Source organism: Microbacterium sp. PI-SA-G, from assembly GCF_057215335.1.
In genome coordinates this window covers 3,574,758-3,596,456 of sequence record NZ_CM170103.1, presented here as the reverse complement: position 1 = coordinate 3,596,456, position 21,699 = coordinate 3,574,758, and the positions used below count along the sequence as shown (strand labels likewise).

The 21,699-nt window shown below is 68.3% G+C and carries 18 protein-coding genes and 1 tRNA gene; 10 read left to right on the top strand and 9 right to left on the bottom strand.

Going from position 1 to position 21,699, the window contains the following annotated elements:
- Positions 1-5: 5 nt before the first annotated feature.
- Both glmU and AC2D10_RS17760 read right to left on the bottom strand, forming a co-directional pair.
- Positions 6-1,436: a bifunctional UDP-N-acetylglucosamine diphosphorylase/glucosamine-1-phosphate N-acetyltransferase GlmU gene (glmU, locus tag AC2D10_RS17765; RefSeq protein WP_484709518.1), complete on the bottom strand. Its 1,431-nt coding sequence runs from the start codon at positions 1,434-1,436 to the stop codon at positions 6-8.
- A 1-nt stretch (position 1,437) separates the two neighbouring features.
- Positions 1,438-1,509 (bottom strand) — tRNA-Gln (locus AC2D10_RS17760).
- Positions 1,510-1,639: 130 nt separating this feature from the next.
- Here AC2D10_RS17760 and AC2D10_RS17755 point away from each other — a divergent pair.
- From AC2D10_RS17755 to AC2D10_RS17745, 3 genes are read left to right on the top strand one after another with little or no spacing between them, the layout of a single operon-like run.
- Positions 1,640-2,152 (top strand): GNAT family N-acetyltransferase, encoded by a 513-nt coding sequence (locus AC2D10_RS17755; protein WP_484709517.1) that lies wholly within the window; start codon positions 1,640-1,642, stop codon positions 2,150-2,152.
- Between the two features lie 7 nt (positions 2,153-2,159).
- On the top strand, positions 2,160-2,654 hold the full coding sequence (locus AC2D10_RS17750) for a MarR family winged helix-turn-helix transcriptional regulator (RefSeq protein ID WP_484709516.1): 495 nt from the start codon (positions 2,160-2,162) through the stop codon (positions 2,652-2,654).
- Between the two features lie 19 nt (positions 2,655-2,673).
- Positions 2,674-3,615, top strand: coding sequence for a pseudouridine synthase (locus AC2D10_RS17745; RefSeq protein ID WP_484709515.1), 942 nt, complete (start codon positions 2,674-2,676; stop codon positions 3,613-3,615).
- A 27-nt stretch (positions 3,616-3,642) separates the two neighbouring features.
- On the opposite strand, the gene AC2D10_RS17740 is transcribed toward AC2D10_RS17745, so the two are convergent.
- The 5 genes from AC2D10_RS17740 to AC2D10_RS17720 form a co-directional block, all read right to left on the bottom strand.
- Positions 3,643-4,302, bottom strand: a complete 660-nt coding sequence (locus tag AC2D10_RS17740; RefSeq protein ID WP_484709514.1) for a methionine ABC transporter permease — start codon at positions 4,300-4,302, stop codon at positions 3,643-3,645.
- Positions 4,302-5,345: a methionine ABC transporter ATP-binding protein gene (locus AC2D10_RS17735; RefSeq protein WP_484709513.1), complete on the bottom strand. Its 1,044-nt coding sequence runs from the start codon at positions 5,343-5,345 to the stop codon at positions 4,302-4,304. The genes AC2D10_RS17740 and AC2D10_RS17735 overlap by 1 nt, the downstream gene beginning before the upstream one ends.
- 94 nt (positions 5,346-5,439) lie before the next feature.
- Positions 5,440-6,342, bottom strand: coding sequence for a MetQ/NlpA family ABC transporter substrate-binding protein (locus tag AC2D10_RS17730; protein ID WP_484709512.1), 903 nt, complete (start codon positions 6,340-6,342; stop codon positions 5,440-5,442).
- Between the two features lie 113 nt (positions 6,343-6,455).
- Positions 6,456-8,210 (bottom strand): Na+/H+ antiporter, encoded by a 1,755-nt coding sequence (locus AC2D10_RS17725; RefSeq protein ID WP_484709510.1) that lies wholly within the window; start codon positions 8,208-8,210, stop codon positions 6,456-6,458.
- A gap of 141 nt (positions 8,211-8,351) precedes the next feature.
- Positions 8,352-10,181, bottom strand: a complete 1,830-nt coding sequence (locus tag AC2D10_RS17720; RefSeq protein WP_484709509.1) for an ABC-F family ATP-binding cassette domain-containing protein — start codon at positions 10,179-10,181, stop codon at positions 8,352-8,354.
- Positions 10,182-10,347: 166 nt separating this feature from the next.
- Between AC2D10_RS17720 and AC2D10_RS17715 the strand changes: the two genes are divergently transcribed.
- Positions 10,348-11,178 (top strand): spermidine synthase, encoded by an 831-nt coding sequence (locus tag AC2D10_RS17715; RefSeq protein WP_484709508.1) that lies wholly within the window; start codon positions 10,348-10,350, stop codon positions 11,176-11,178.
- A 76-nt stretch (positions 11,179-11,254) separates the two neighbouring features.
- Entirely contained in the window at positions 11,255-12,559 is a 1,305-nt protein-coding gene (locus AC2D10_RS17710; protein ID WP_484709505.1) for an HNH endonuclease signature motif containing protein, read from the top strand.
- Positions 12,560-12,571: 12 nt separating this feature from the next.
- Here the strand turns inward: AC2D10_RS17710 and AC2D10_RS17705 are convergent, their stop codons facing one another.
- Both AC2D10_RS17705 and AC2D10_RS17700 read right to left on the bottom strand, forming a co-directional pair.
- Complete coding sequence (locus AC2D10_RS17705) at positions 12,572-13,822, bottom strand: glycoside hydrolase 5 family protein (protein ID WP_484709504.1); 1,251 nt, start codon at positions 13,820-13,822, stop codon at positions 12,572-12,574.
- Between the two features lie 8 nt (positions 13,823-13,830).
- A complete protein-coding gene (locus AC2D10_RS17700; protein WP_484709503.1) occupies positions 13,831-14,874 on the bottom strand; it encodes a LacI family DNA-binding transcriptional regulator in 1,044 nt (347 codons plus the stop codon).
- A gap of 131 nt (positions 14,875-15,005) precedes the next feature.
- Between AC2D10_RS17700 and AC2D10_RS17695 the strand changes: the two genes are divergently transcribed.
- From AC2D10_RS17695 to AC2D10_RS17675, 5 genes are read left to right on the top strand one after another with little or no spacing between them, the layout of a single operon-like run.
- Positions 15,006-16,289, top strand: coding sequence for an ABC transporter substrate-binding protein (locus tag AC2D10_RS17695; protein WP_484709502.1), 1,284 nt, complete (start codon positions 15,006-15,008; stop codon positions 16,287-16,289).
- 17 nt (positions 16,290-16,306) lie between these two features.
- Positions 16,307-17,239 (top strand): carbohydrate ABC transporter permease, encoded by a 933-nt coding sequence (locus tag AC2D10_RS17690; protein WP_484709501.1) that lies wholly within the window; start codon positions 16,307-16,309, stop codon positions 17,237-17,239.
- A 19-nt stretch (positions 17,240-17,258) separates the two neighbouring features.
- A complete protein-coding gene (locus AC2D10_RS17685; RefSeq protein WP_484709499.1) occupies positions 17,259-18,110 on the top strand; it encodes a carbohydrate ABC transporter permease in 852 nt (283 codons plus the stop codon).
- Complete coding sequence (locus AC2D10_RS17680; protein WP_484709498.1) at positions 18,107-20,383, top strand: glycoside hydrolase family 3 protein; 2,277 nt, start codon at positions 18,107-18,109, stop codon at positions 20,381-20,383. The genes AC2D10_RS17685 and AC2D10_RS17680 overlap by 4 nt, the downstream gene beginning before the upstream one ends.
- Entirely contained in the window at positions 20,371-21,681 is a 1,311-nt protein-coding gene (locus AC2D10_RS17675) for a glycoside hydrolase family 125 protein (RefSeq protein ID WP_484709497.1), read from the top strand. The genes AC2D10_RS17680 and AC2D10_RS17675 overlap by 13 nt, the downstream gene beginning before the upstream one ends.
- Positions 21,682-21,699 lie beyond the last annotated feature (18 nt).

Sequence of the window (21,699 nt, the reverse complement as noted above, 5' to 3'; positions counted from 1 at the left end):
TTCGCCTATTCCGCCGATCGTTCCTTGGCTGCGGCGTCCGCCGCACCCGTTCCTGCCCTGTTCTTCTCGACCCAGCCGTCGATGTTGCGCTGAGGCGCGACGGTCATGGCCAGAGCGCCGGCGGGGACGTCCTTGCGGACGACGGCACCGGCGCCGGTCTTCGCGCCAGCACCCAGCCTAACGGGCGCGACGAGCACCGTGTGCGAGCCGGTGTGCACGTGGTCCTCGATGATCGTGCGGTGCTTGTGCACGTCGTCGTAATTGGCGGTGATGGTGCTCGCGCCGAGGTTCACTCCGCGGCCGATCGTGGCATCTCCGACGTACGAGAGGTGCGGGACCTTGCTGCCCTCGCCGATCTCGGCGTTCTTGGTCTCGACATACGCGCCGATCTTGCCGCGGGCGCCGAGAACCGTGTTGGGGCGCAGGAACGAGAACGGACCGACGGTCGCCTCCGCGCCGATCACCGCGAGGGTGGCGTCGGTGCGGCGGACGATCGCGTCTTCCCCCACCTCGCAGTCCACCAGCGTGGTGTCGGGGCCGATGATGGCGCCCTCGGCGATCGTGGTCGCGCGCAGGATGTGCGTGTTCGGGAGGATCGTGACGTCGGGTGCGAGCGTGGCGTCGTCATCGATCCACGTGGTCGTCGGGTCGATGACCGTGACGCCCGCGAGCTGCCAGCGGCGAACGATGCGGGCGTTCAACAGGCGACCGACCTCGGCCAGCTGCACGCGATCGTTCACGCCGTAGGTGACGGTCACGTCGGAGACGACGGATGCCGCGACCCGATCGCCGTCGCGGCGCAGGAGTCCGGGCACGTCGGTGAGGTACATCTCGCCCTGCGCGTTGTCGACGCCGACCTCGGGGAGGTACGTGCGCAGCGTGGCGGCACGGAAGACGTACATGCCCGCGTTGATCTCATTGACGGCGGCCTCGTCGTCGCTGGCGTCCTTCTGCTCGACGATGCGGTCCACCCCGCCGTCGGCGTCGCGGATGACGCGACCGTAGCCGCGCGGGTCCTCGACGACGGCGGTCATCAGCGTCGCCGGGGCGCCGGAGGCGCGGTGCTCGGCGAGGAACGCGGAGAGCGTGTCGGCGTCTGCCAGCGGGCAGTCACCCGAGAGCACCAGCACGTCGCCGTCGAAGTCGGCCGGCAGGGCGTCGATCGCGACCTGCACGGCGCGGCCGGTGCCGGGCACGTCGTCCTGGTCGATGAAGACCGCGTTCGGGTAGTCCTCGGCGAGCGCCGCGACGACCTGATCGCGTTCGTGACGCACGACGACCTCGATGTGCTGCGCCTGCAGCCGCGTGGCCGTGGTCAGCACGTGTCCGACCAGCGGGCGTCCGCCGATCGGGTGCAGCACCTTGGGGAGTCGCGACTTCATGCGGGTGCCTTGGCCCGCTGCGAGGATGATGATGGCGAGGTTGTTCCCTGTCATGCTCCGCCGCCAGGACTCGAACCTAGACCTAACAGCTCCAAAGGCTGTCGTGCTGCCATTACACCACGGCGGAATGCGGCGTCCACGGACACCACCGGTCAATTCTGCCACGCCGGGGCATCCGCGCCGGTGCCGCGACGAAACAGGCGGGCGCGGGCACCGGCGACATGCGCACGAAACACGGTGCGGCGAGGATGGGATCCGTGAACATCGTCATCCTGCGCGTCGAGGCCCCGACGCCCGACCTGGCCGCCTTCCTGCTCGCGCACCACGCCGACATGGAGGACACCGCCCCTCCTGAGAGCCGTCACGCGCTGCCGTTCGAGCGCCTGCTGACGCCGGCCGTGCGGCTGTTCGCCGGGTATCTCGACCAGCGCCCGGTCGCGACGGGCGCGCTCGCCTCGATCGACGACGGTCACGAGGAGCTGAAGTCGATGCGCACGGACCCGACGCAGCGCGGGCGCGGACTGGGGCGGACGATGCTCTCCTTCCTGCTCGACGACGCCGCCGCACGCGGCATCCGCCGGGTCTCGCTCGAGACCGGGAGCATGGACTTCTTCCGCCCCGCTCGCGCGCTGTACGCCAGCGCCGGCTTCACCGAGTGCGCCGCGTTCGGCTCGTACCGCCCCGATCCGCTCAGCACCTTCATGACCCTCGCGCTGCCGTCAGCCTCGGCGCACGCCGTCGTCGCCCCGGGTGACGCCCGCACGCGATAATGAACGGATGAGTGCAACCGACGAGGTCGACCGGATCGTCGGCGCGTGGAACACCCAGCGCCCGGACCTCGACTTCTCGCCGCTCGAGGTGCTGTCGCGCATGGACCGGCTCTCGCGCCACCTGGATCGCGCCCGTCGTGATGTGTTCCGTCGCAGCGACCTCGAGCCGTGGGAGTGGGATGTGCTGTCGGCCCTGCGTCGCGCGGGCACGCCGTTCCAGCTCTCCCCGAAGCAGCTGCTGCAGCAGACCCTCGTCTCCAGCGGCACCATGACCAACCGCATCGATCGTCTCGTCGTGCGGCAGTTCGTGCGGCGTGAGGCCGACCCCGACGACGGACGCAGCATCCTGGTGACGCTCACCGACGACGGCCGGATCCGCGTCGATGCGGCGATCACGCGCCTGGTCGACGTCGAGGCCGACCTGCTGCAGGCGCTCTCGCGCGGTGATCGCGACCGGCTGGCGGGGCTGCTGCGCAAACTCAGCCTGAGCTTCGACGCGTGAGCGGACTCCGCTGATGGCCATGGCCTCTCCGCTTCCCGTGCGCGACGGCGTCGGTGCCACGCGTCTGCACGTGCCGATGTCGGGCCCGTGGCCGACGGTGGCCGATTACATGATCGAGCGCTTCTTCCACCTCGACGCCGACGGCCTGCGGGAGCGCTTCGACCGTGGCGACATCGTCGGCCGCGACGGGAGCCCGCTCGATCGTCATACGGCTCTAGGCGTCGAGGAGTTCGTCTGGTACTACCGTGATCCTCCGCCCGAGACACGCATCCCGTTCGAGATCGAGGTGCTGCATCAGGACGCCGATCTCGTCGTCGTCGACAAGCCGCACTTCCTGCCGACGACGCCCGGCGGCAAGTACCTCCAGAACTCCGCGCTGGTGCGCCTGCGCAATCTGCTCGACAACCCGCTGCTGGCTCCGATCCATCGCCTCGACCGCGCGACCGCGGGCCTGCTGATGTTCTCGGTGCGCCCCGAGACGCGCGGCGCGTACCAGTCGCTGTTCGAGAACCGCGCCGTGCAGAAGGTCTACGAGGCCGTGTCGACTCTTCCCGCCGGGTGGGATGCCGCGGCTCCGACCGTGGCCGGCCAGCCGTTCCCCGTGGTCTACCGCAATCACATCCTGAAGAACCGCGGCGAGGTGCGTGTGCGGGTGGATCCCGACCGCGAGCCCAACACCGAGACGCTGATCGAGCTGATCGACGCCGACGACCGCGTGCTGCACACGCGCCTCAGCCCGCACAGCGGCAAGATGCATCAGCTGCGGGTGCACCTCGCAGCGCTCGGCATCGGCATCTTGAACGACGCGTTCTACCCCGAGCTGCTGACCGAGGAGCCCGACGACCACTCCCGGCCGCTGCAGCTGCTCGCGCGCGAACTGCGCTTCATCGATCCTCTGACGGGCGCGGATCGCGTGTTCACGACGACTCGCACCCTGCAGGACGCTCCCGCCGCTTCCTGAGCGGTCTCTTCCCGAGGCCGTCGACGGTCAGCGGCGCATGATCTTGCGTGCGAGGCGCGTGCCGAGCAGCTGCACGAAGTGCACGAACACGACGATCAACACGATGGCCGCCCACATCACCACGGGCTCGAACTGACGGAAGCCGTAGATCTGCGCGAATGCGCCGAGTCCTCCGCCGCCGATGAGTCCGGCCATCGCGGTCATGTCGATCAGCGCGACGACGATGAACGTGTAGCCGAGGATGAGCGGTCCGAGGGACTCGGGGATCGCGACCGTGAACAGGATGCGCCAGGGGCCGGCGCCCATCGACCGTGCCGCCTCGATCACGCCGGGCGAGACCGACACGAGGTGCTGCTCGACGATGCGACCGATGGCGAATGCGGCCGCGAGTCCGATCAGGAACGCCCCGGCGGTGGTGCCGATCCCTGTGCCGACCACCGCACGGGCGAACGGCTGCGCGACAGCCACGAACAGCACGAACGGGATGGGACGGAAGAAGTTGACGGCGAGGTTCGCGATCGCCGAGGCCACGCCGTTCTGCAGCAGTCCCCCGGGGCGCGTGACGTAGAGGATGATGCCGATGACCAGACCGAGCACGCCACCGAGCACGAGCGCGAACGACGTCATGTAAAGGGTCTCGAGGGCCGCGGACCAGAACTCCGGGCCGAGTTCGAACAGACGATCCATTAGCGGGTCTCCTCTCGGGCGATCTCGGTGACTTCAACGCGATCGCGGATCGCGGTCAGCGCGCGATCGATCGCCGCGCTCTCGCCGCGGATGGCGAGCGTGAGGTGGCCGAAGGCGCGTCCGCGGATGTCGTTGATGCCGCCGAACACGAGCTCGAAGTCGAGCCCGGCACCGGCCAGATCGAGGAACACCTGCGCCTGCGAGGAGTCGCCGTCGCGGAACGAGAAGGTGACCAGCCGTCCGCGGTGTCGCTCGCGCAGAACGGCGAGCTCCGACGGCGACGGGATCCCCTTCACCACCGTGCCGACGAAACGCTGCGATGCCGGATTCTGCGGGGCCGAGAACACGTCGAACACGTCGCCCTGCTCGATCACGCGACCGCGCTCCATCACGGCGACCTTGGTGGCGATCGTCTGGATCACATCCATCTCGTGAGTGATGACGACGATCGTGACGCCCTGCTCCCTGTTGACGCGCTTGAGCAGGTCGAGCACCTCGTGCGTGGTCTGCGGGTCGAGGGCGCTGGTGGCCTCGTCGGCGAGCAGGATCGCGGGGCCGGTGGCGAGTGCCCGCGCGATGCCGACGCGCTGCTTCTGCCCGCCCGACAGCTGCTCCGGATACGCCTTCGCCTTGTCGGACAGACCGACGAACGACAGCAGCTCGGTGACGCGCGCCTCGATGTCGGCCTTCTTCCAGCCGGCGAGCGTGAGCGGGTAAGCGATGTTCGCCTTGACGCTTCGCGAGGAGAAGAGGTTGAACTGCTGGAAGATCATGCCGATCCCGCCGCGCACCCGGCGCAGCTCGCTCTCCTTGAGAGCGGTGATGTCGACCCCGTCGACATGGATGGATCCGGATGACGCGGGCTCGAGTGCGTTGATCAGGCGCACGAGCGTCGACTTGCCGGCACCCGAGTATCCGATGATGCCGAAGACGTCGCCCTTCTCGATCTCGAGGGTGACGTCGTCGACGGCGACGATCTCGCCGTCTCCGGGCGTCCGCGACGGATAGGCCTTCGACACGTTCGTCAGGCTCACGATCGGCATGTGTGCTCCGGTCTGGTTCTCGGGAAAGACGAATCGGGTGACGCACGACGCGCCACCCGATTCTCTCGCATCAGCGGGGTGGCCCCCGCCGTGCTCACTTGTTCTCTTCGGTGTCCTTCTGGACCTTCTCCAGCGAAGCGACGAGCTCGTCGGCCGGCGTCTGCAGTGCGACCGCGGTGTTGCCGGACGACTCCGCGAGGCCCTCCTGCACAGCCTCGTCGGTCTGGAAGATCTCGACGAGCTTCTGGTACGTCGCGTTGTCGGCGTCATCGGCGCGCGCCGCGAAGATGTTGACGTACGGCAGCGCGTTCGGGTCTTCCGGGTCATCCTGAGCGATGGCGTCGTCGAAGGTCAGACCCGCGTCCTGCACGAAGTCGTTGTTGATGATGGCCGCCGCGACGTCGGGCAGCGAGGTCGGGATGAGCGCAGCCTCGAGCGCGGTGACCTTGACCTTGGACTTCGCGGTGTCGACGTCGGCCACGTCGGAGAAGATCGTGCCGCCGCTCTTGAGCTCGATGAGACCAGCGGACTGCAGCACGAGAAGGGCACGTGCCTGGTTCGAGGCGTCATCCGGCACGGCGACGGTCTCGTCCTCCGGGATGCTCTTCACGTCGTCGTACTTCGTCGAGTAAAGACCGAGGGGGTAGATGGCCGTGGAGCCGATCGGTGTGAGGTCGGAGCCCGAGTTCACGTTGTAGTCGGCGAGGTACACGATGTGCTGGAACTGGTTCAGGTCGATCTCGCCCTCACTGAGTGCGGGGTTCGGCTGTTCGTACGAGCCGAAGTCGACGAGCTCGACCGTGATGCCCTCCTCGGCCGCGGCGTCGACGAACGCGGGCCACTGGGGTTCGCCCTTTCCGACGACGCCGACCTTGACGACCTCAGGAGTGCCCTCGCCGGAACCGGCGTCGGAGGAGGCTGTGGCGCAGCCGGCGAGCGCGACGAAGAGCGGGACCACCGCGAGTGCGGCGATGACGGAGGTGGAGCGACGAGACATGTGAAGGGGGTTCCTCTCTGGGGGACTCGAATACGTTAGGCAGGGCCCCGCGCGCTCGAAGAATCGACGTGTCACACAGCGTCACAGCCCGGATCGCCGGGCGTGTCGAGCGATCAGTCGAACTCCTCGATGCCCTGCAGGCGCACCTGCTCGAGGTCGAGGCGGGCGGAGATGCGGCGCACGATCACGTCGTCGACGGTGCCGGCACGACGGAGTCCGAGCAGCACCTCGCGCTTTCGTTCGAGGAGCGCGAGCTTGAGCATGGAGTGCTCCTCGTGGCGGATCAGCGGCGAGCGCTGCAGCATGTCGACGTCGGTGGAGGTCGCGATCATCTGCAGGGTGGTGCCCTCACCGGCATCCTCGGGCGAGGGAAGCCCCACGGCGTCTCCGCCCTCTGCCGGTGTGCCGCCGATCCCGAGCGGGTCGGGTTCGTCGAGCAGGTCGTCGAGCGCCCGCGCCTCGGCGTCGACGAGCGCCTGCTCGCGGGCGAGGGCCTTCGCGTTCGCGAGTTCGAGCATGAGGTAGCCCTCGGAGCGCACGCGGTCGCGCACCTCCTGGCCCACGCCGTGCTCGACGGCCAACTCGTCGAGTGCCGCCAGCGCGGCACCCGAGATGGCGCGTTCGGCGAGCTCGTACTCCTCGTCCTCGACGTGATCGACGGGCATGCGCGCCCAGCGCACCACCGCGGGCAGCAGCGGTCCCTGTACGAGCAGGCTGAGCAGGATCACACCCGCGGTGACGAAGACGACCTCGTCGCGTCCCTGCACTCCCCCGACGTCGGCGATGGTGGAGGGCACCGAGAGCGCGATCGCGAGCGACACCGCTCCGCGCATGCCGGCGACGGTCGACACCGCCATGCCGCGGGCGCGCAGGCCCCAGGGCGGGCGGGGTCCACCCGAACGCTGGAACGGCGCGCTGAGCAGTTGGAAGAGGTAGCGCACCACGAGCAGCGTCGCCCACACGGCCAGGATCACCAGCACGAGACGACCGATCGCCGCGGCCGAGATCTCGTGCACGACGTACTGCACCTCGAGGCCGATCAGCACGAACAGCGCACCGTTGAGCAGGAACACCCCGAACGGCCAGACCGCGTCGGTCTGCCGGCGGGACGACGCGGTGGTCACGCGCGGTGACACGAACGAGACCACGAGACCGGCGACCACGACGGCCAGCACCCCGGACGCGTGCACGATCTCGGCGAGCAGGAACGCCGTGAACGGGATCAGCAGCAGCGTGACGTTGATCGTCATGGTGGTCGACAGGCGCCGCAGCAGCAGGTAGCCGAGGGCCGCGACCACAGCACCGGCGGCGACACCGCCGACGTACGACATCAGCACCATGCCGGTCACCGACAGCGGGGTGACCTGCCCCCCGACGGCGAGAGACACGGCGATGGCGTAGAGCACGAGAGCAGTGCCATCGTTGGTGAGGCTCTCCGCCTTCAGCTTCATGAACATACGACGCGGCAGCAGGCGTCCGAGCGCGGCGACGGCCGTGGCATCCGGCGGAGCGACGGCGGCACCGAGGATGAGCGCGATCTCCCACGGCATCCCGAACAGCACGCCGATGCCGGCGACCGCGAACGCCGAGGCGACGACGAGCAGTGTGCTCATCGGCAGGATGTACCGGAAGTCGCGGCGGATCGAACGCAGCGACGTCGTCAGGCTCTCCCAGAACAGGATGACCGGGAGGAAGAGCAGCAGCACGGTCTCGGGCGGCAGCTGCACCTCGCGCAGCTCGGGGACGAAACCGAGCGCGAGCCCGAAGATCACCAGCAGCAGCGGCAGCGCCAGACGGATCCGCGGCGCCAGCAGTGCGCCGGCGAGAATCGTGAGTCCGAGCAGGACCGTGACCTCGAGACCTTCCATATGTACCTCCGGATGCCGCGGAATTCATGCCGTGCGACACCGGATGGCGTCAGAGCCCGCCCAGAGCACAGCGCATCGCACTGTCACCGTATTCCCCGGAAGGGAGGATGAACAGACCCCCTCACGAACGAGGAGTCGGGATCAGCCGATCTCCTCGGTGAGCTCGAACCAGCGCAGCTCGAGCTGCTCGATCTCGGCTTCCTGCTCGCCGATCGCCTTCATCTCGTCGCCCAGCCCCGCGAAGTCGGACTGATCATGCTCGGCGAGCGCCTGCTTGGCCTTGTAGTTCTGCTGCGTGAGCTTCTGGATGCGACGCTCCAGCGCCGACACCTCTTTCTGCGCGGCGCGCAGAGCCGCACCGTCGAGAGCCGATGCTGACGCGGCGGCCGTCGCCACTGCCTTCGAGGTGGCCGCCCCCTTGGCCGCGTTGGACTGCTGCAGGTGACGCAGACGCAGGTACTCGTCGACGCCGCCGGGAAGGTGGCGCAGGTGGCCGTCGAGGATCGCGAACTGCTGATCTGTGACGCGCTCGAGGAAGTACCGGTCGTGGCTGACCACGATCAGCGTGCCGGACCACGAGTCGAGGAGGTCTTCGATCGCGGCGAGCATGTCGGTGTCGAGATCGTTGGTGGGCTCGTCGAGGATCAGCACGTTGGGCTGGTCGAGGAGCACGAGCAGCAGCTGCAGACGACGCTGCTGGCCGCCCGAGAGGTCCTTCACCGGTGTGGAGAGCTGCGCGGAATCGAAGCCCAGGCGCTCGAGCAGCTGCCCGGGAGTGAGGTCCTGCGCCTTGGAGCCGGAGCCCATCGTGTACGAGGTGCGCAGGCGCGATATCACCACGCGCACCGGCTCCTTCCACACCTCGGTGAGCTCGTCCAGGCGCTGGGTGAGCGTCTTCACCTTCACGGTCGTGCCGCGCTTGACGCGTCCGACCGTGGGCTCGATCGTGCCGGAGATGAGTCCGAGCAGCGTCGACTTGCCGGCGCCGTTGACACCGAGGATGCCGGTGCGCTCGCCCGGCGCGATGCGCCACTCGATGTCGCGGAGGACGACCTTCTCCTCGGTGTTGATGCCGGAGGGCGGGTAGGTGACGCCGACGTCGAGCAGGTCGACCACGTCCTTGCCGAGCCGCGAGACGGCGAGAGACTGCAGCGACACCTTGTCGCGGATCTCGGGCACATCGGCGATGAGCTCGTTCGCCGCATCGATGCGGAACTTCGGCTTGGCCGTGCGCGCGGGGGCGCCGCGGCGGAGCCATGCGAGCTCCTTCGTGGCGAGGTTCTGCCGCTTGGCCTCGGTCGCCGCGGCCATGCGGTCGCGCTCAACGCGCTGCAGGATGTAGGCCGCGTAGCCGCCCTCGAAGGGCTCGACGATGCGGTCGTGCACCTCCCAGGTCTCGGTGCAGATCTCGTCGAGGAACCACCGGTCGTGTGTCACGACCAGAAGCGCTCCGGAGTTCGCGGACCAGCGCCTCTTGAGGTGTCCGGCGAGCCACGTGATGGCCTCGACGTCGAGGTGGTTGGTGGGCTCGTCGAGAGCGATGACGTCCCAGTCACCCGCCAGCAGCTTGGCCAGTGAGACGCGTCGGCGCTGCCCGCCGCTGAGGGAACCGATCTCGGCATCCCACGGCAGGTCAGTGAGCAGCCCCTCGATCACGTCCCGGGTCTTCGCGTCGCCGGCCCACTCGTACTCCGGTGTGTCGCCGACGACGGCCTGGCTGATCGTGACGTCGTCCGCGAGCGTGTCCGCCTGGCTCAGCACACCGACGGTGATGCCGCCGCGCCGGGTCACGCGGCCCGCGTTCGGCTCCTTGATGCCGGCGATCATGCCCAGCAGACTGGACTTTCCGTCGCCGTTGCGGCCGACGATGCCGATGCGGTCACCCTCTTCGATGCCGAGGGTCACGGAGTCGAAGACGACCCTGGTCGGATATTCGAGATGAAGGGCTTCTGCCCCGAGAAGATGTGCCATGTTGTCTCCAGGGTAGTCGCGTGGGTCTGGGTGATCGCCCGGCCTCTCGCGCCGCGCCTAAACTCGACGGGTGCCATGGAATCGCCGGGTGTTCTCGCTCTCGTTAGACAATCGCAGGGCCAAGCTGGTGCAGTCGAGAAGACGAGCCGGTCGCTTCGAGCTCAGCGTGGATGGAATTCCGCAGTCCGTCGTCTCGATGACCGACCCCACCGATCTCGAGTATGACTACACCCGGCACATCGCCCGCGCGATCGATGCCGCCGCTGAGCCCGATGCGCCGCTGTTCACCGTGCATCTGGGAGCCGGAGCACTCACCCTGGCGCGCTACGTCGAGGCCACACGTCCCGGTTCCCCTCAGCTCGTGGTCGAGTTCGAGCCCGAGCTCTACGCGGCAGTGATCGCCGCACTGCCGCTGCCTCCCGGCGCCGACGTACGCGTCATCTTCGGCGATGCGCGGACGGTCGCAGACGCGGCGCTTCCGAGCGAGATGCCATCGTCGGTGCCGTCGTCTCCGTCCCCCGGGTTCGGCGCCGCGGAGACGGGTGGCACCGCCACCGACACCGATTGGGTGGATGCGCGCTTCACCGTCGTCGATCTCTGGGATGCCGCCGTCATCCGGCATCGCGTGGCCAGCCAGGAATTCTACCGCCGGGTCGCCGCGCGCTCCGCAGCAAGGGGCGTTGTCGCCGTGAACCTCCTCGATGGGCACCCGTTCGAGTACTCACGGCGACAGGCCGCGACCCTGCGCACCGTGTTCGATCACGTCGCTGTCGTTCTCGACGCAGAACCCCAGGATGAGGAAGGGCCCCTCGGCAATGTGGTCATCTTCGCGAGCGACGAGCCGCTGGACATCGTGACGACCCCCGATCTGCTCGGCACGCCACGACCTGCGTTCCTCCACGACGGCGCTCTGACGTCGTGGATCGCTGAGGCGCGCATCATGACCGACGCCGACGGCACAGACTCCCCCGATCCCGACGACCCGGTCTGGGCCTAGGGCGAGGTCAGATGGCGCGTGCGGGGCACGCCCGAAGTTCTCTTCGAATGTCGGTGGTTGGTGATGGACTGACGTCATGACCGAGATGCTCGATGCGACCGACTCCCAGACGGCGATGCTCGCCGATCTGGTGGCCGGCCTGCAGGCGGCTGAGCAGACGATCAGCAGCATGCAGGCGGCCCGCGACGGCTTGCTCGCGATGGCATCGCGTCTCGGCATGGAGATCGCCCAGCGGGCTGACCACCCCGACTACGGCGATGTGGCGACGCGCTCCATCGCCGCCGAGATCGGCGCTGCCCAGCGCCTGAGCGACCGCACGATCGAGCGGCGCATGGCCGTCGCCGCGCGGCTGGTGGAGGACTTCCCCGCCGTCTGGCAGGCGCAGGGCGCCGGGCGCATCAGTGCCGCGCACGGCCGTGTGATCGTCGAGGCGGGGTCGCACCTCGACGACCCGATCGACCGCGCTGACTACGCCGCCGAGGTCCTTCCCGTCGCCGAGAGGGAGTCGCCGAATCGGCTGCGCCGGCTGGCGCGGCGGATCGCCGAGAAGTATCAGGCCCGCTCCGTGACCGATCGTCATCGTGACGCCCGCGAGCGGCGGCGCATCTGGGTCAAGGATCTCGATGACGGCATGTCCGAGCTGGGCGTCTCCGGGCCCTCCGCGCTGCTGCACGGCATGTTCGACCGGTTGTCGCAGATGGCGAACACGCTGCGCGAGGAGAACGCCCGCGCCTCCGAGGCTGACGGCGCCCGCGACGAGCGCACGACAGACCAGCTGCGGGCGGACCTGATCGCCGATCTCGTGCTCACCGGAACGCCCGCAGGACACGACAGCGCCGACGGACTGCTCGGCGCGATCACGGCGCGCGTCGAAGTGACGGTGCCGGTGAGTGCGCTGATGGGTGAGAACTCGTCGCACCGCGACGTTCCCCCGGCGGAGCTCGACGGCATGTGCCCCCTCGACATCGAGACGGCGCGGCGCCTTGCCGGTGCGGCATCCGGATGGGAACGAGTGCTCACGCACCCCATCAGCGGAGCGCTGCTCGCCGTCGACCGATATCGACCCGGTGATCAGCTGAAGAGGCACCTGCGGGCACGGGATCAGCACTGTCGGTTCCCGGCGTGCGGATTGGCCGCCCGAAAGTGCGATATCGATCACAATCACGCAGCCGCCGACGGCGGAGCGACCTGTGCGAGCAACCTCGCCCACTTCTGTCGACGACATCACGTGCTCAAACACAATTCCGCGTGGGCTGTGCGTCAACGCGAGGGCGGCACCATGGAATGGCGCAGCCCGACGGGTCGCGTCTACATCGACCAACCTCCGCCGCAGAACACCGTGCGCTTCACCCCCGCCGACGACGCGCTCGCGCCGTTCTGAGGTGGCGGGAGATCACACACGCTGCACAGTCTCCACCGCGGTGATGCCCCGTCGAGCAGACGCGCGCGGGTCTGCCGCGGTACGGGACGTCAACACGGTGACAGGCTGGCCTTTCTCGCGCAGATCGTGCCAGCGTTCGAACACCGCCCCGCCGGGCGCGAGGTCTGCGCGCGAGACCGGCAGGTCGTGCTCATCCACATCGACGACCACACCGACTGTACGAGGAACGACGCGAGCCGCCGCACTCGTCCGCGCGTCGGCGATGAGCTCGGCGAACCGACGGCCGAGCGGCTTGACCGTGTTGTCCACGTCGAGGAGTCCGAGCGAATATTCGAGGTCCTTGTAGTCACCGAGCGAGCGGGAGACATCATGCGAGCACCACCAGGTGATGCCGTACAACCCCGGCGACGACAGCGCCGCTTCCACGGTCCTGGCGGCGAACTCGGGCATCTCGGCGTCGGCCAGGTTCATCGAAGGCGCACCGACCTCCTGCAACCACACCTCGCGCTCCGGGTCCGTCGCGAACGCCTTCGACAGCTCGATCATCCACTCCGCATGACGGACGGACTGCGGCGACAGCCCGCCGTAGCGCTTCGCCGTGCCGTTGAAGATCCAGGAGTGCACGGTCGTGATGTCGCCGAGCCGCGCGGCGTGTACGGGAAGGAACGGATGCTCGTCCCGATACCAGAGATGATCGTTCTCGCTGTGAGTGAGCAGGTGACGCGGATCCCGGTCGACGGGAGCCTCCAACAGGCTCGTCAGCCAGTGCGCAACCTGATCACTGTCGGCCGGCATCGCCGCCGGATTGGGCAGCTGGAACTGGTTCAGCTCGTTTCCCAGCGTCAGGCCGATCAGATTCGGCCGATCCCGCACCGCATCGTAGACGGCGGCGACGAGCGCAGCCTGCGCCCCGATGGCGGCCTCGTCGACGAACATGTTGCCCTCATGCCAGTTGACGAGCCATGCGGGAACGAAGTCGAACCCCGACATGTGCCCCTGAATGACGTCCACCGCGATGTCGAGCTCGAACTCCGCGGCGATATCGGCGACGAGAGAGATGTCGTCCAGCGCCTTGCGTCGGATCAACGTACGGTTCGGCTGCAGCACCGGCCACAGCGGGAAGACCCTGACGTGGTCGAGGCCGAGTCCGGCCAACGCCTCGAAATCGCCGCGCACGACATCGGCATCGATGCCCATCCACTGGAACATCCAGTCCTGGGAAGGCGTGTAGTTCGCTCCGAAGCGCGGAGTGTGGTCAGTCACGGGTTCAGTCATCCTTCTCGCTCAGCGGCCTTGTCTGTCGTCGGCGCCTGGGCGGTGGATTCCCGCACGATCAGACGGCGCGCCGACACGGTCTGCGACACGGCTTCCTCGCCGTTCACCAACTTCTCCAGGAGCTTCACCGCGGTCCTCGCGCTCTCCTCGACGGGAGCATCGAGCGCGGTGAGGCGGGGACGGACGAGCGTCGACACCCACGAGTCCTCCCACGCGATGACGGACAGCTGCTCGGGCACACGGACGCCGAGCTCCGGCGCATGCGCGATGATCTCCGCCGCCATCGCCTCGCTGTCGACCAGCAGAGCCGTCGTCCTTCCGGAGCGCTGAAGCACATCGGCGACGGGGTCCGCGGCGGACGGATCCCAGTTCAGCACCATCGGAATCATGCCGCGCAGTTCGGCTGCCCCGACGAAGCGACGGTCGCGGTCGCCCGAGTGCACCAGTCCCGGGGAGTCGCTCACGCGGGCGACCGTGTGGTGACCGAGAGCCGCCAGGTGCGCCAGAACTTCTTCATACGCGGCGTCATCGTGCACGGTGACCGCCGGGACCTGGTCATCGACAGGCGCTCCGAGCAAAACGGCGGGCGCTCCCAGGTCGCGGACATGCCCGATCCGGGGGTCGTCGTCGCGGATATCGACGAGAAGGAACGCGTCGACCCGCTGCTCGCTCCACCACTCCCGGTAGACGCGCTCCTCATCAGCGCCCTGCACGAGGGTGAGCGACAACGACCAGCCGATCTCGGCGAGTGGCTCCGTGAGTCCTGCGATCAGCCGCATGAAGAAGGGATCGCGCTCGAACGTGTCGCCGGACCGCGTCACGACGAGGCCGAGACTGCGTCCGCCACGACCGCTCACCTTGCGGCTCGCGTAATTCGGCCGCCAGTGCAACTCGTCAGCGGCACGGCGAATCCGGGCCTCGGTCGCCGTCGACACATTCGGGCGTCCGTTGAACACATGCGACACCGCCGACGGGGAGACCCCGGCGCGAGCGGCGACCGCAGCGATGGTCGCGCGTACTGGCTTCTTGTCGTTCATCATGACCGAGATTAGGGGGTTGACCCTCTCTTGTAAAGCGGTATACATTAATCGCACGTTGATGTGTACCGCTATACAAGCGCACGACGTGACGACATCTTTCCCCCGACGCACCGCAGCTCTCAGGAGGTCTCATGACCGATGGCATCAGCAGACGCACGTTCCTCGGCACCGTGATCGGCGGCGGCGTGATGATCCCGTTGCTCACCGGGTGCGGGCCCCTCGTGCCGGCATCCGGGATCCCCGGATCCATCTCCGTGCACACGCAGCTGAGCGGCGCCGTCTCCGGCGCCCAGGTCTTCTCCGACGTGGTGGCCGCCTATTCCCGCGAGACCGACCGAGCGGTCGCTCTCCTCAAGAACGGCTCCGACCTGCCGATCGTCTTCGAGACGAGCTCTCTCGCGGGTAAAGAGGCCGACATCGCAATGGTGAACCTCCAGGGCCGCACGCTCTCCTGGACGCGGCTGGGCGCCACGATCCCGGTGGAGGATCTGCTAGACGAGTGGGGCCTCCGCGACAAGATCATCCCCGAGGCGCTCGAGGAGTGGACCGACGAAGAGGGCCATCTGCGCGCGTTCCCCTTCACCCGGACCAACTGGCCGGTGTCGTTCAACACCGGCCTGCTCGCAGAGGCCGGCGTCGACGTGCCGATGACGTCGGATGACCTGATCGCCGTCGCTGACGCGCTGCGCTCGAAGGGCATCGGCCCGGTGACCGTCGGCGGATCGGACTGGAGCGGACAGAAGATGTTCCTGCAGATCCTGCAGGGCTTCCTCACCAGGGACGAGGTCGCCCAGGTCTTCTCCACCGGCAAGCTCTCCGAGTTCCCAGGGGCGGTCGCGGGCGTCGAGCACTTCGTCGAGCTCCGCGACGCCGGCGTCTTCGTCGACAACGTGCAGGGCTACACCTCCGATTCCGAGCTCACGCAGTTCAACACGCGCAAGGCCGCGATCGTCCCGGCCATGTCGTCCGCCCTGTCCCTCGTCCCCGCCGAACGCGCGGCAGAGGTCGTCGTCGGCGGCTGGCCGAAGCCGTCGCGCGGCGGGGTCGTGGAGCATCCGACCGTCATCCAGAGCTACAACGGACACGGCATCTGGATCAGCGCGAACGGTGCAGAGAAGCTCGACCTCCTGAAGCCCTTCATCCAGAACCTGTACTCGCCGGAGGTCACGACCGAGTTCATCCTCGGCTCCGGTCGCGACATGAACCGGATCACGGACGTCGTCAGCAAGGACTTCCCGCTGGTCGCGCAGGCATCGAAACTCACCACCGACCAGGTGACTCCGGTGACGCTCCCCGACCTGCTCATTCCGGATGCGGTCTTCGAACCGATGATCCGAGCGACCGCGATGGCCTACGGCAGCGCGTCCGCCGACCAGATCATCGACCGGTTCGAAAAAGCGTACGACGCGGCCTGAGGGCCCGAAAGGACATCATGACCGCGCTCGCTCCCTCCCCCACGACCGAACAGCTCGTCACCGCACCACTGAATGGCGGCAGGCCGCGCCGTTCCCCGTTGCGTGAGCGCTTCCCCGGCTTCGCCCTCCCCGCACTCATCTGGTACGCGGTCTTCATGATCGGCCCGGTCGTCGCGATCTTCGTGATCGCGTTCCTCCGCTGGCCGGGCATGCTGGAGACCCCCACCTTCGCCGGCGTGGACAACTTCCGAACCGTCTTCTCGGATGCGACGTTCTGGGCAGCGCTCGGAAACTCCGCCGTCCAGATCGTTGTCGGGCTGCCCATCATGATCGTGCTGGCCTTCCTCCTCGCCTTCTACGTCGTGCAGAAGCCGCGAGGACACCGCGTCCTGCGCTATCTCCTCTTCATTCCGGCGCTGATCTCGGCACCGGCGACGGCGATGGTGTTCTACGCGATGCTCAACCCCGATGGCCTGGTCAACGGGCTGCTCGCGCCCCTGGGGCTTCAGGGCAACGCCTGGCTTGCTGACCCCGCCACCGCCCTCGGCGCGATCATCGCGGTCGAGCTCTGGAGCGGGATCGGATACTCAGCAGTGCTCATCGCCGCGCGCCTCGACGGCGTCGACAGCGAGATCGTGCAGGCGGCACGCGTGGACGGCGCGAGCGACTGGCGGGTGGCCTGGCAGATGTACTGGCCCATCGCTCGCGACTTCATCGGCGTCGTCACGATGCTGCAGTTCCTGTCGCTGCTGTTCAATTCCGCTCAGACGGTGCTGCTGCTGACGCAGGGTGGCCCCGGCACATCGACGATGACGTTGTCGTACCTCATCTACAGCAAGGCGTTCGTCGAGACGAACCTCGGCTACAGCCAAGCGGTCGGGGTGATCCTGTTCGTCCTCGGACTGATCGGCATGTGGCTGATCCGTCGCACCCTGCGCGCCACCCACTGATCGGACGATGGAGACTCTCATGACCACACGCACCGTCCTCCCCCTCCGTGATCGGGTCGGAACCTTCGCCAGCGGCACGCTCGCCTGGCTGTATGCCGCCATCCTGCTCATCCCCTTCTACTACTTCATCTCCTCGTCCTTCAAGACGAACGAGGACATCTTCGAATCGCCGCTGGCGCTGCCGACGACCTGGGACTTCTCGAACTTCACCACCGCGTTCCGTCAGGCGGATCTGGGACTCGCCATCGCCAACTCGGCCCTCACGACGGTCAGCGCGCTCGTGCTGACGCTCCTGCTCGCGCTCCCTGCGTCGTTCGCGCTCGCCCGGGCACAGGGCCGGGTCGGCAGGGTCATCGAGAACGTCTTCAACCTCGGGTTCCTGATCCCGGCGTTCGCGGCGCTGTTTCCCACGTTCCTGCTCGCCGCCTCGGTCGGTCTCTTCCATACGCGCACGTTCGTGATCCTGCTGCTGCCGGCCACGGCCCTCCCCCTGTCGATCGTCATCCTTACGGCGTTCATGCGCACGATTCCGCGCGAGCTGGAGGAGGCGGCTTCCATGGACGGCGCAACCACGCTGCAGGTGCTGCGTCAGGTCTACCTGCCCATCTGCATCCCAGGGATCGCCACCGTGCTGCTGCTGAACTTCCTGTCGTTCTGGAACGCGTACCTCTATCCCCTGATCCTGATCGGTCCCGACACCGCTCAGCGCACCATCCAGGTTGCCCTTCCGACCCTCAAGGTCGATGCCGGTACGGACTACGGCGTGCTGATGGCGGGCACCCTGCTCACGCTGCTGCCGGTATACCTCGTCTACACGGTGCTGCAGAAGCAGATGCAGAAAGCGCTCGTATCGGGGGCGATCAAGGGATGACCCCGACATCCGCCGTGTCCTCCGCGGGTCTGCCGCTGCGCGAGCGCATCGGCCAGATCAACCAGCGGCTCAAGGGGTGGGAGGCCGTTCGGTGGATCGACGGCGCCCCGCGCATCACCGATGTGCTGCGGCGAGAGGTCGATCGCTGGGGCGGCATCGGCGCGATCTACGGCATTCTGCGCGCCGACCCATGGTCGCAGGTGCGATGGAGCAACGGCATCCCGCCGGCCCGCAGCGCCGAGGCGTATCAGGCCGTGCAGGAGTACATCCGCGCACACGGCTCCGGACTCCCGACCCTCTTCGTCGAGGAGGTGCCGCACGGCCTGATGGCGCTGGGCGGCACGACCCTGCCGGTGAACCTCGCCCTGGGTGCGGGCATGGACGTCGGCCTCGTCGAGGAGCTCGCCGCGCACGTCGCGACCGAGACGCGTGGACGCGGCGCTCATGTGGCGCTGGTGTCAGGGCTCGACATGCTGCGCGATCCGCGCTGGGGGCGCGCCGAGGAGTGCTTCAGCGAAGATCCGGCGCTCGCCGGAGCCCTCATGCAGGCGACGGTGCGAGGGATGCAGGGGCACCGACCCGAAGGACGGATCGGTGCCGGCCACGTCGCCGTCGTCGCCAAGCACCTCGCGGGGCAGGGAGCCGGGATCGGCGGACGGAACGGCTCCGGCGCTCCTCTCGGACGACGGGAGCTGGGCGAGATCCATCTGCGCCCCGCTCACCTGGCTGCTCGCGCCGGCGTGGCGGGGTTCATGGCCGCCTACAACGACATCGACGGCATCCCGTGTACCGCGAACCGCGAGCTCCTCACCGGAACGCTTCGCGAGGACTGGGGCTGGGACGGCATCGTGATGGCCGATGGCACGGCCGTCGATCGGTTGCGTGACAGCACACCGGATGCCGCGAGCGCAGCGGCGATCGCGATCCGAGCCGGGGTCGATCTCAGCCTGTGGGATGAGGCCTTCACCCACGTGGAGGAGGCGATCGAGCGCGGCCTCCTCGACGAGGAGGACGTGACCAGAGCCGCCGATCGAGTGCTCGCGTTGAAGCAGCGCGTGGGGCTCCTCGACGATGCGGAGCCCGTGGATGCAGACGGCCCCGGAACCCCGCGCGAGTTCATCGAGCTCGTCGCTCGTGCCGCGGCACAATCCTGCGTGCTCGTTCACGACGCCGGCGTGCTGCCGTTGAGCGACTCGGCGGTCGTCGCGGTGATCGGCCCGAACGCCGACGACCTCGACGGGCAGCTCGGCGACTACACGCCGCCGCGACCTGCCGACGATCCGGACGCGTCCACGGTGTATTCGGCGCTGGTGGCCAGGCAGGGCAGAGATCGCGTGCGTCACGCGACGGGGGCATCGCACCGTTCGGAGATCTCCGACGTGGCGATGACACGCGCGCGGGCGGCGCTGTCCGGCGCAGATGCCGCCGTCATCGTGCTCGGCGGCACGAGCCGGCGCCGCTACGACGACGAGTTCGCAGACAACGGCGCGATCGACGGCCCGGCGCCGGACACGACGAACGGCGAGGGGGTCGATCTCTCCCGCCTCGCGCTGCCGGAGGCGCAACTCGAACTCCTCCGCATCGCCCGCGCGAGTGTTCCCCTCGTGATCGCTGTGCTGATCGATGGCCGGCCGCGGCCGCTCGAGCCGCTCACCGCACTGTCCGACGCGCTGATCGTCGCTCCGTTCCCCGGGCCGGCCGGTGGCGCGGCGATCGTCGAGGTGATCGCGACCGGCATCGGCGGCGGGCGGCTTCCGGCCACGTTCCCCGCGACCGACGGGGTGCTGCCCGTCGCGCATGACGAACGCCGAGAGACGGCGCGCGGCTACATCGACGCTCGCCACCCGGCGGGTGCGCTCCTGGGAACCGGCGCCCCCGCGTCCGTCTCCGTCGTGCTGCGACCGGCGGAGCCCCGGATCACCACGGGTGCGCTCGGCGAAGGAGCCGCGGTCACGCTCACCGCCGACCTCGTCAACACCTCGGATGCGGCGATAGCGCTCGCCGTGCCTCTGTACGGACGACGGCACGAGCTCGGCATCCGTCCACGCCGGCGAACCCTGCTCGCCGTGCAGCGCGCGAGTGTTCCGCCGAGAGCCAGCACGGTCGTCCGCTTCTCCCTCGGTCTCGACGATCTCGGCTCCTGGGCTCACGGTCGCCCCGAGGCGTCACCCGTCGAGGTGCTCGCCTGGACGGCGTCCACCCACGATCCGCCCGCCGATGCCGTGGTCGTTCGGGTCGCCGATGAAGAAGGGTGCACCGGATGGGAACGCTGACCGCCTTCGCTCCCGACTCCCGCACGCGACGACTGCTGAGCGACGCCGCCGCCGAGGTTCGCCGATCCTGCGGCGCACACATCGGAGACCTCGTCGAGGGCGCACTGCTGCGCACGCTGACCGACACGGTGGGCGTCGACGCGCAGGGACAGGTGTTCGTCATCACCGGAGACATTGCGGCGATGTGGCTTCGCGACTCGACCACCCAACTCACCCCGTATCTGCGTTTCATGGAGAGCAGCCCGCAGCTGGCGGAGCTGGTCGAGCAGGTGGTGCGACGACAGTTCGCTTTCATCGCGCACGACCCCTATGCCAATGCCTTCAACGACGGACCGACCGGGGCGCACTACGACCCGGATGACGTCTGCGACGACCCGCATGTCTGGGAGCAGAAGTACGAGACCGACAGCCTCTGCTACCCGGTCACGCTCGCACACGCACTGTGGCGGCGGACGGGACGGACCGAGTTCCTTCTCGATGCCCGTTCGCACGCGGTGCTGCGCACGATCGTCGATCAGCTCCGCGCCGAGCAGCACCACGAGGCCTCGTCGTATCGGTTCGCGCGCGAGACCACCATCCCGACCGAGACGCTGCCTCGCGGAGGCCGAGGATCCGCCGTCGCAGAGACGGGCATGACCTGGAGCGCCTTCCGTCCGTCCGACGACGCGTGCACCTACGGCTACAACATCCCGGCCAACCTCTTCGCCGCCGAAGCATTGCGTTCGATCGCCCAGATCGCTGCTGAAGTGCTCGGCGATGCGATGTTGGCCTGCGACGCGCGTGCGCTGTCCGACGACCTCATCACCGGCATCCGCGAACACGGCATCGTGGCGGGGCCGGACGGATACCCGATCTACGCCTACGAGGTCGACGGCCTGGGTGGCGTGCTCATCATGGATGACGCCAACACCCCCTCGCTGCTCTCCCTCCCCCTGCTCGCGCCGACCGTCGTCGATCGGGGAGTCTGGGAGGCCACACGTGATGTCATCCTGAGCCCGGTGAACCCGTACTGGTTCACCGGATCGGCGCTGCGCGGCATCGGCAGTCCGCATACACGCGACCGCCGCGTCTGGCCGATCGCCCTCGCAGTCGAGGGTCTCGTCGGCACGCCGGACGACCGCATCCGGCTGCTGCAGATGATCGCCGATACGGATGCCGGCACCGGCCACGTGCACGAGAGCATCGACGTCGACGATCCATCCGCGTTCTCGCGCCCCTGGTTCTCGTGGGCCGAGTCGATGTTCTGCGAACTCGCGCTCACCGTGGTGGACGACGAAAGAGCCGCCCGGGTCGAGTGACCCGGGCGGCTCTCATTC

Excerpts from the sequence above, each read along its gene's own strand:
- glmU (WP_484709518.1), bottom strand. The coding sequence starts at position 1,436 with ATGACAGGGAACAACCTCGCCATCATCATCCTCGCAGCGGGCCAAGGC.
- AC2D10_RS17750 (WP_484709516.1), top strand. The coding sequence starts at position 2,160 with ATGAGTGCAACCGACGAGGTCGACCGGATCGTCGGCGCGTGGAACACC.
- AC2D10_RS17745 (WP_484709515.1), top strand. The coding sequence starts at position 2,674 with ATGGCCTCTCCGCTTCCCGTGCGCGACGGCGTCGGTGCCACGCGTCTG.
- AC2D10_RS17740 (WP_484709514.1), bottom strand. The coding sequence starts at position 4,302 with ATGGATCGTCTGTTCGAACTCGGCCCGGAGTTCTGGTCCGCGGCCCTC.
- AC2D10_RS17735 (WP_484709513.1), bottom strand. The coding sequence starts at position 5,345 with ATGCCGATCGTGAGCCTGACGAACGTGTCGAAGGCCTATCCGTCGCGG.
- AC2D10_RS17730 (WP_484709512.1), bottom strand. The coding sequence starts at position 6,342 with ATGTCTCGTCGCTCCACCTCCGTCATCGCCGCACTCGCGGTGGTCCCG.
- AC2D10_RS17725 (WP_484709510.1), bottom strand. The coding sequence starts at position 8,210 with ATGGAAGGTCTCGAGGTCACGGTCCTGCTCGGACTCACGATTCTCGCC.
- AC2D10_RS17720 (WP_484709509.1), bottom strand. The coding sequence starts at position 10,181 with ATGGCACATCTTCTCGGGGCAGAAGCCCTTCATCTCGAATATCCGACC.
- AC2D10_RS17710 (WP_484709505.1), top strand. The coding sequence starts at position 11,255 with ATGACCGAGATGCTCGATGCGACCGACTCCCAGACGGCGATGCTCGCC.
- AC2D10_RS17700 (WP_484709503.1), bottom strand. The coding sequence starts at position 14,874 with ATGATGAACGACAAGAAGCCAGTACGCGCGACCATCGCTGCGGTCGCC.
- AC2D10_RS17695 (WP_484709502.1), top strand. The coding sequence starts at position 15,006 with ATGACCGATGGCATCAGCAGACGCACGTTCCTCGGCACCGTGATCGGC.
- AC2D10_RS17690 (WP_484709501.1), top strand. The coding sequence starts at position 16,307 with ATGACCGCGCTCGCTCCCTCCCCCACGACCGAACAGCTCGTCACCGCA.
- AC2D10_RS17685 (WP_484709499.1), top strand. The coding sequence starts at position 17,259 with ATGACCACACGCACCGTCCTCCCCCTCCGTGATCGGGTCGGAACCTTC.
- AC2D10_RS17680 (WP_484709498.1), top strand. The coding sequence starts at position 18,107 with ATGACCCCGACATCCGCCGTGTCCTCCGCGGGTCTGCCGCTGCGCGAG.
- AC2D10_RS17675 (WP_484709497.1), top strand. The coding sequence starts at position 20,371 with ATGGGAACGCTGACCGCCTTCGCTCCCGACTCCCGCACGCGACGACTG.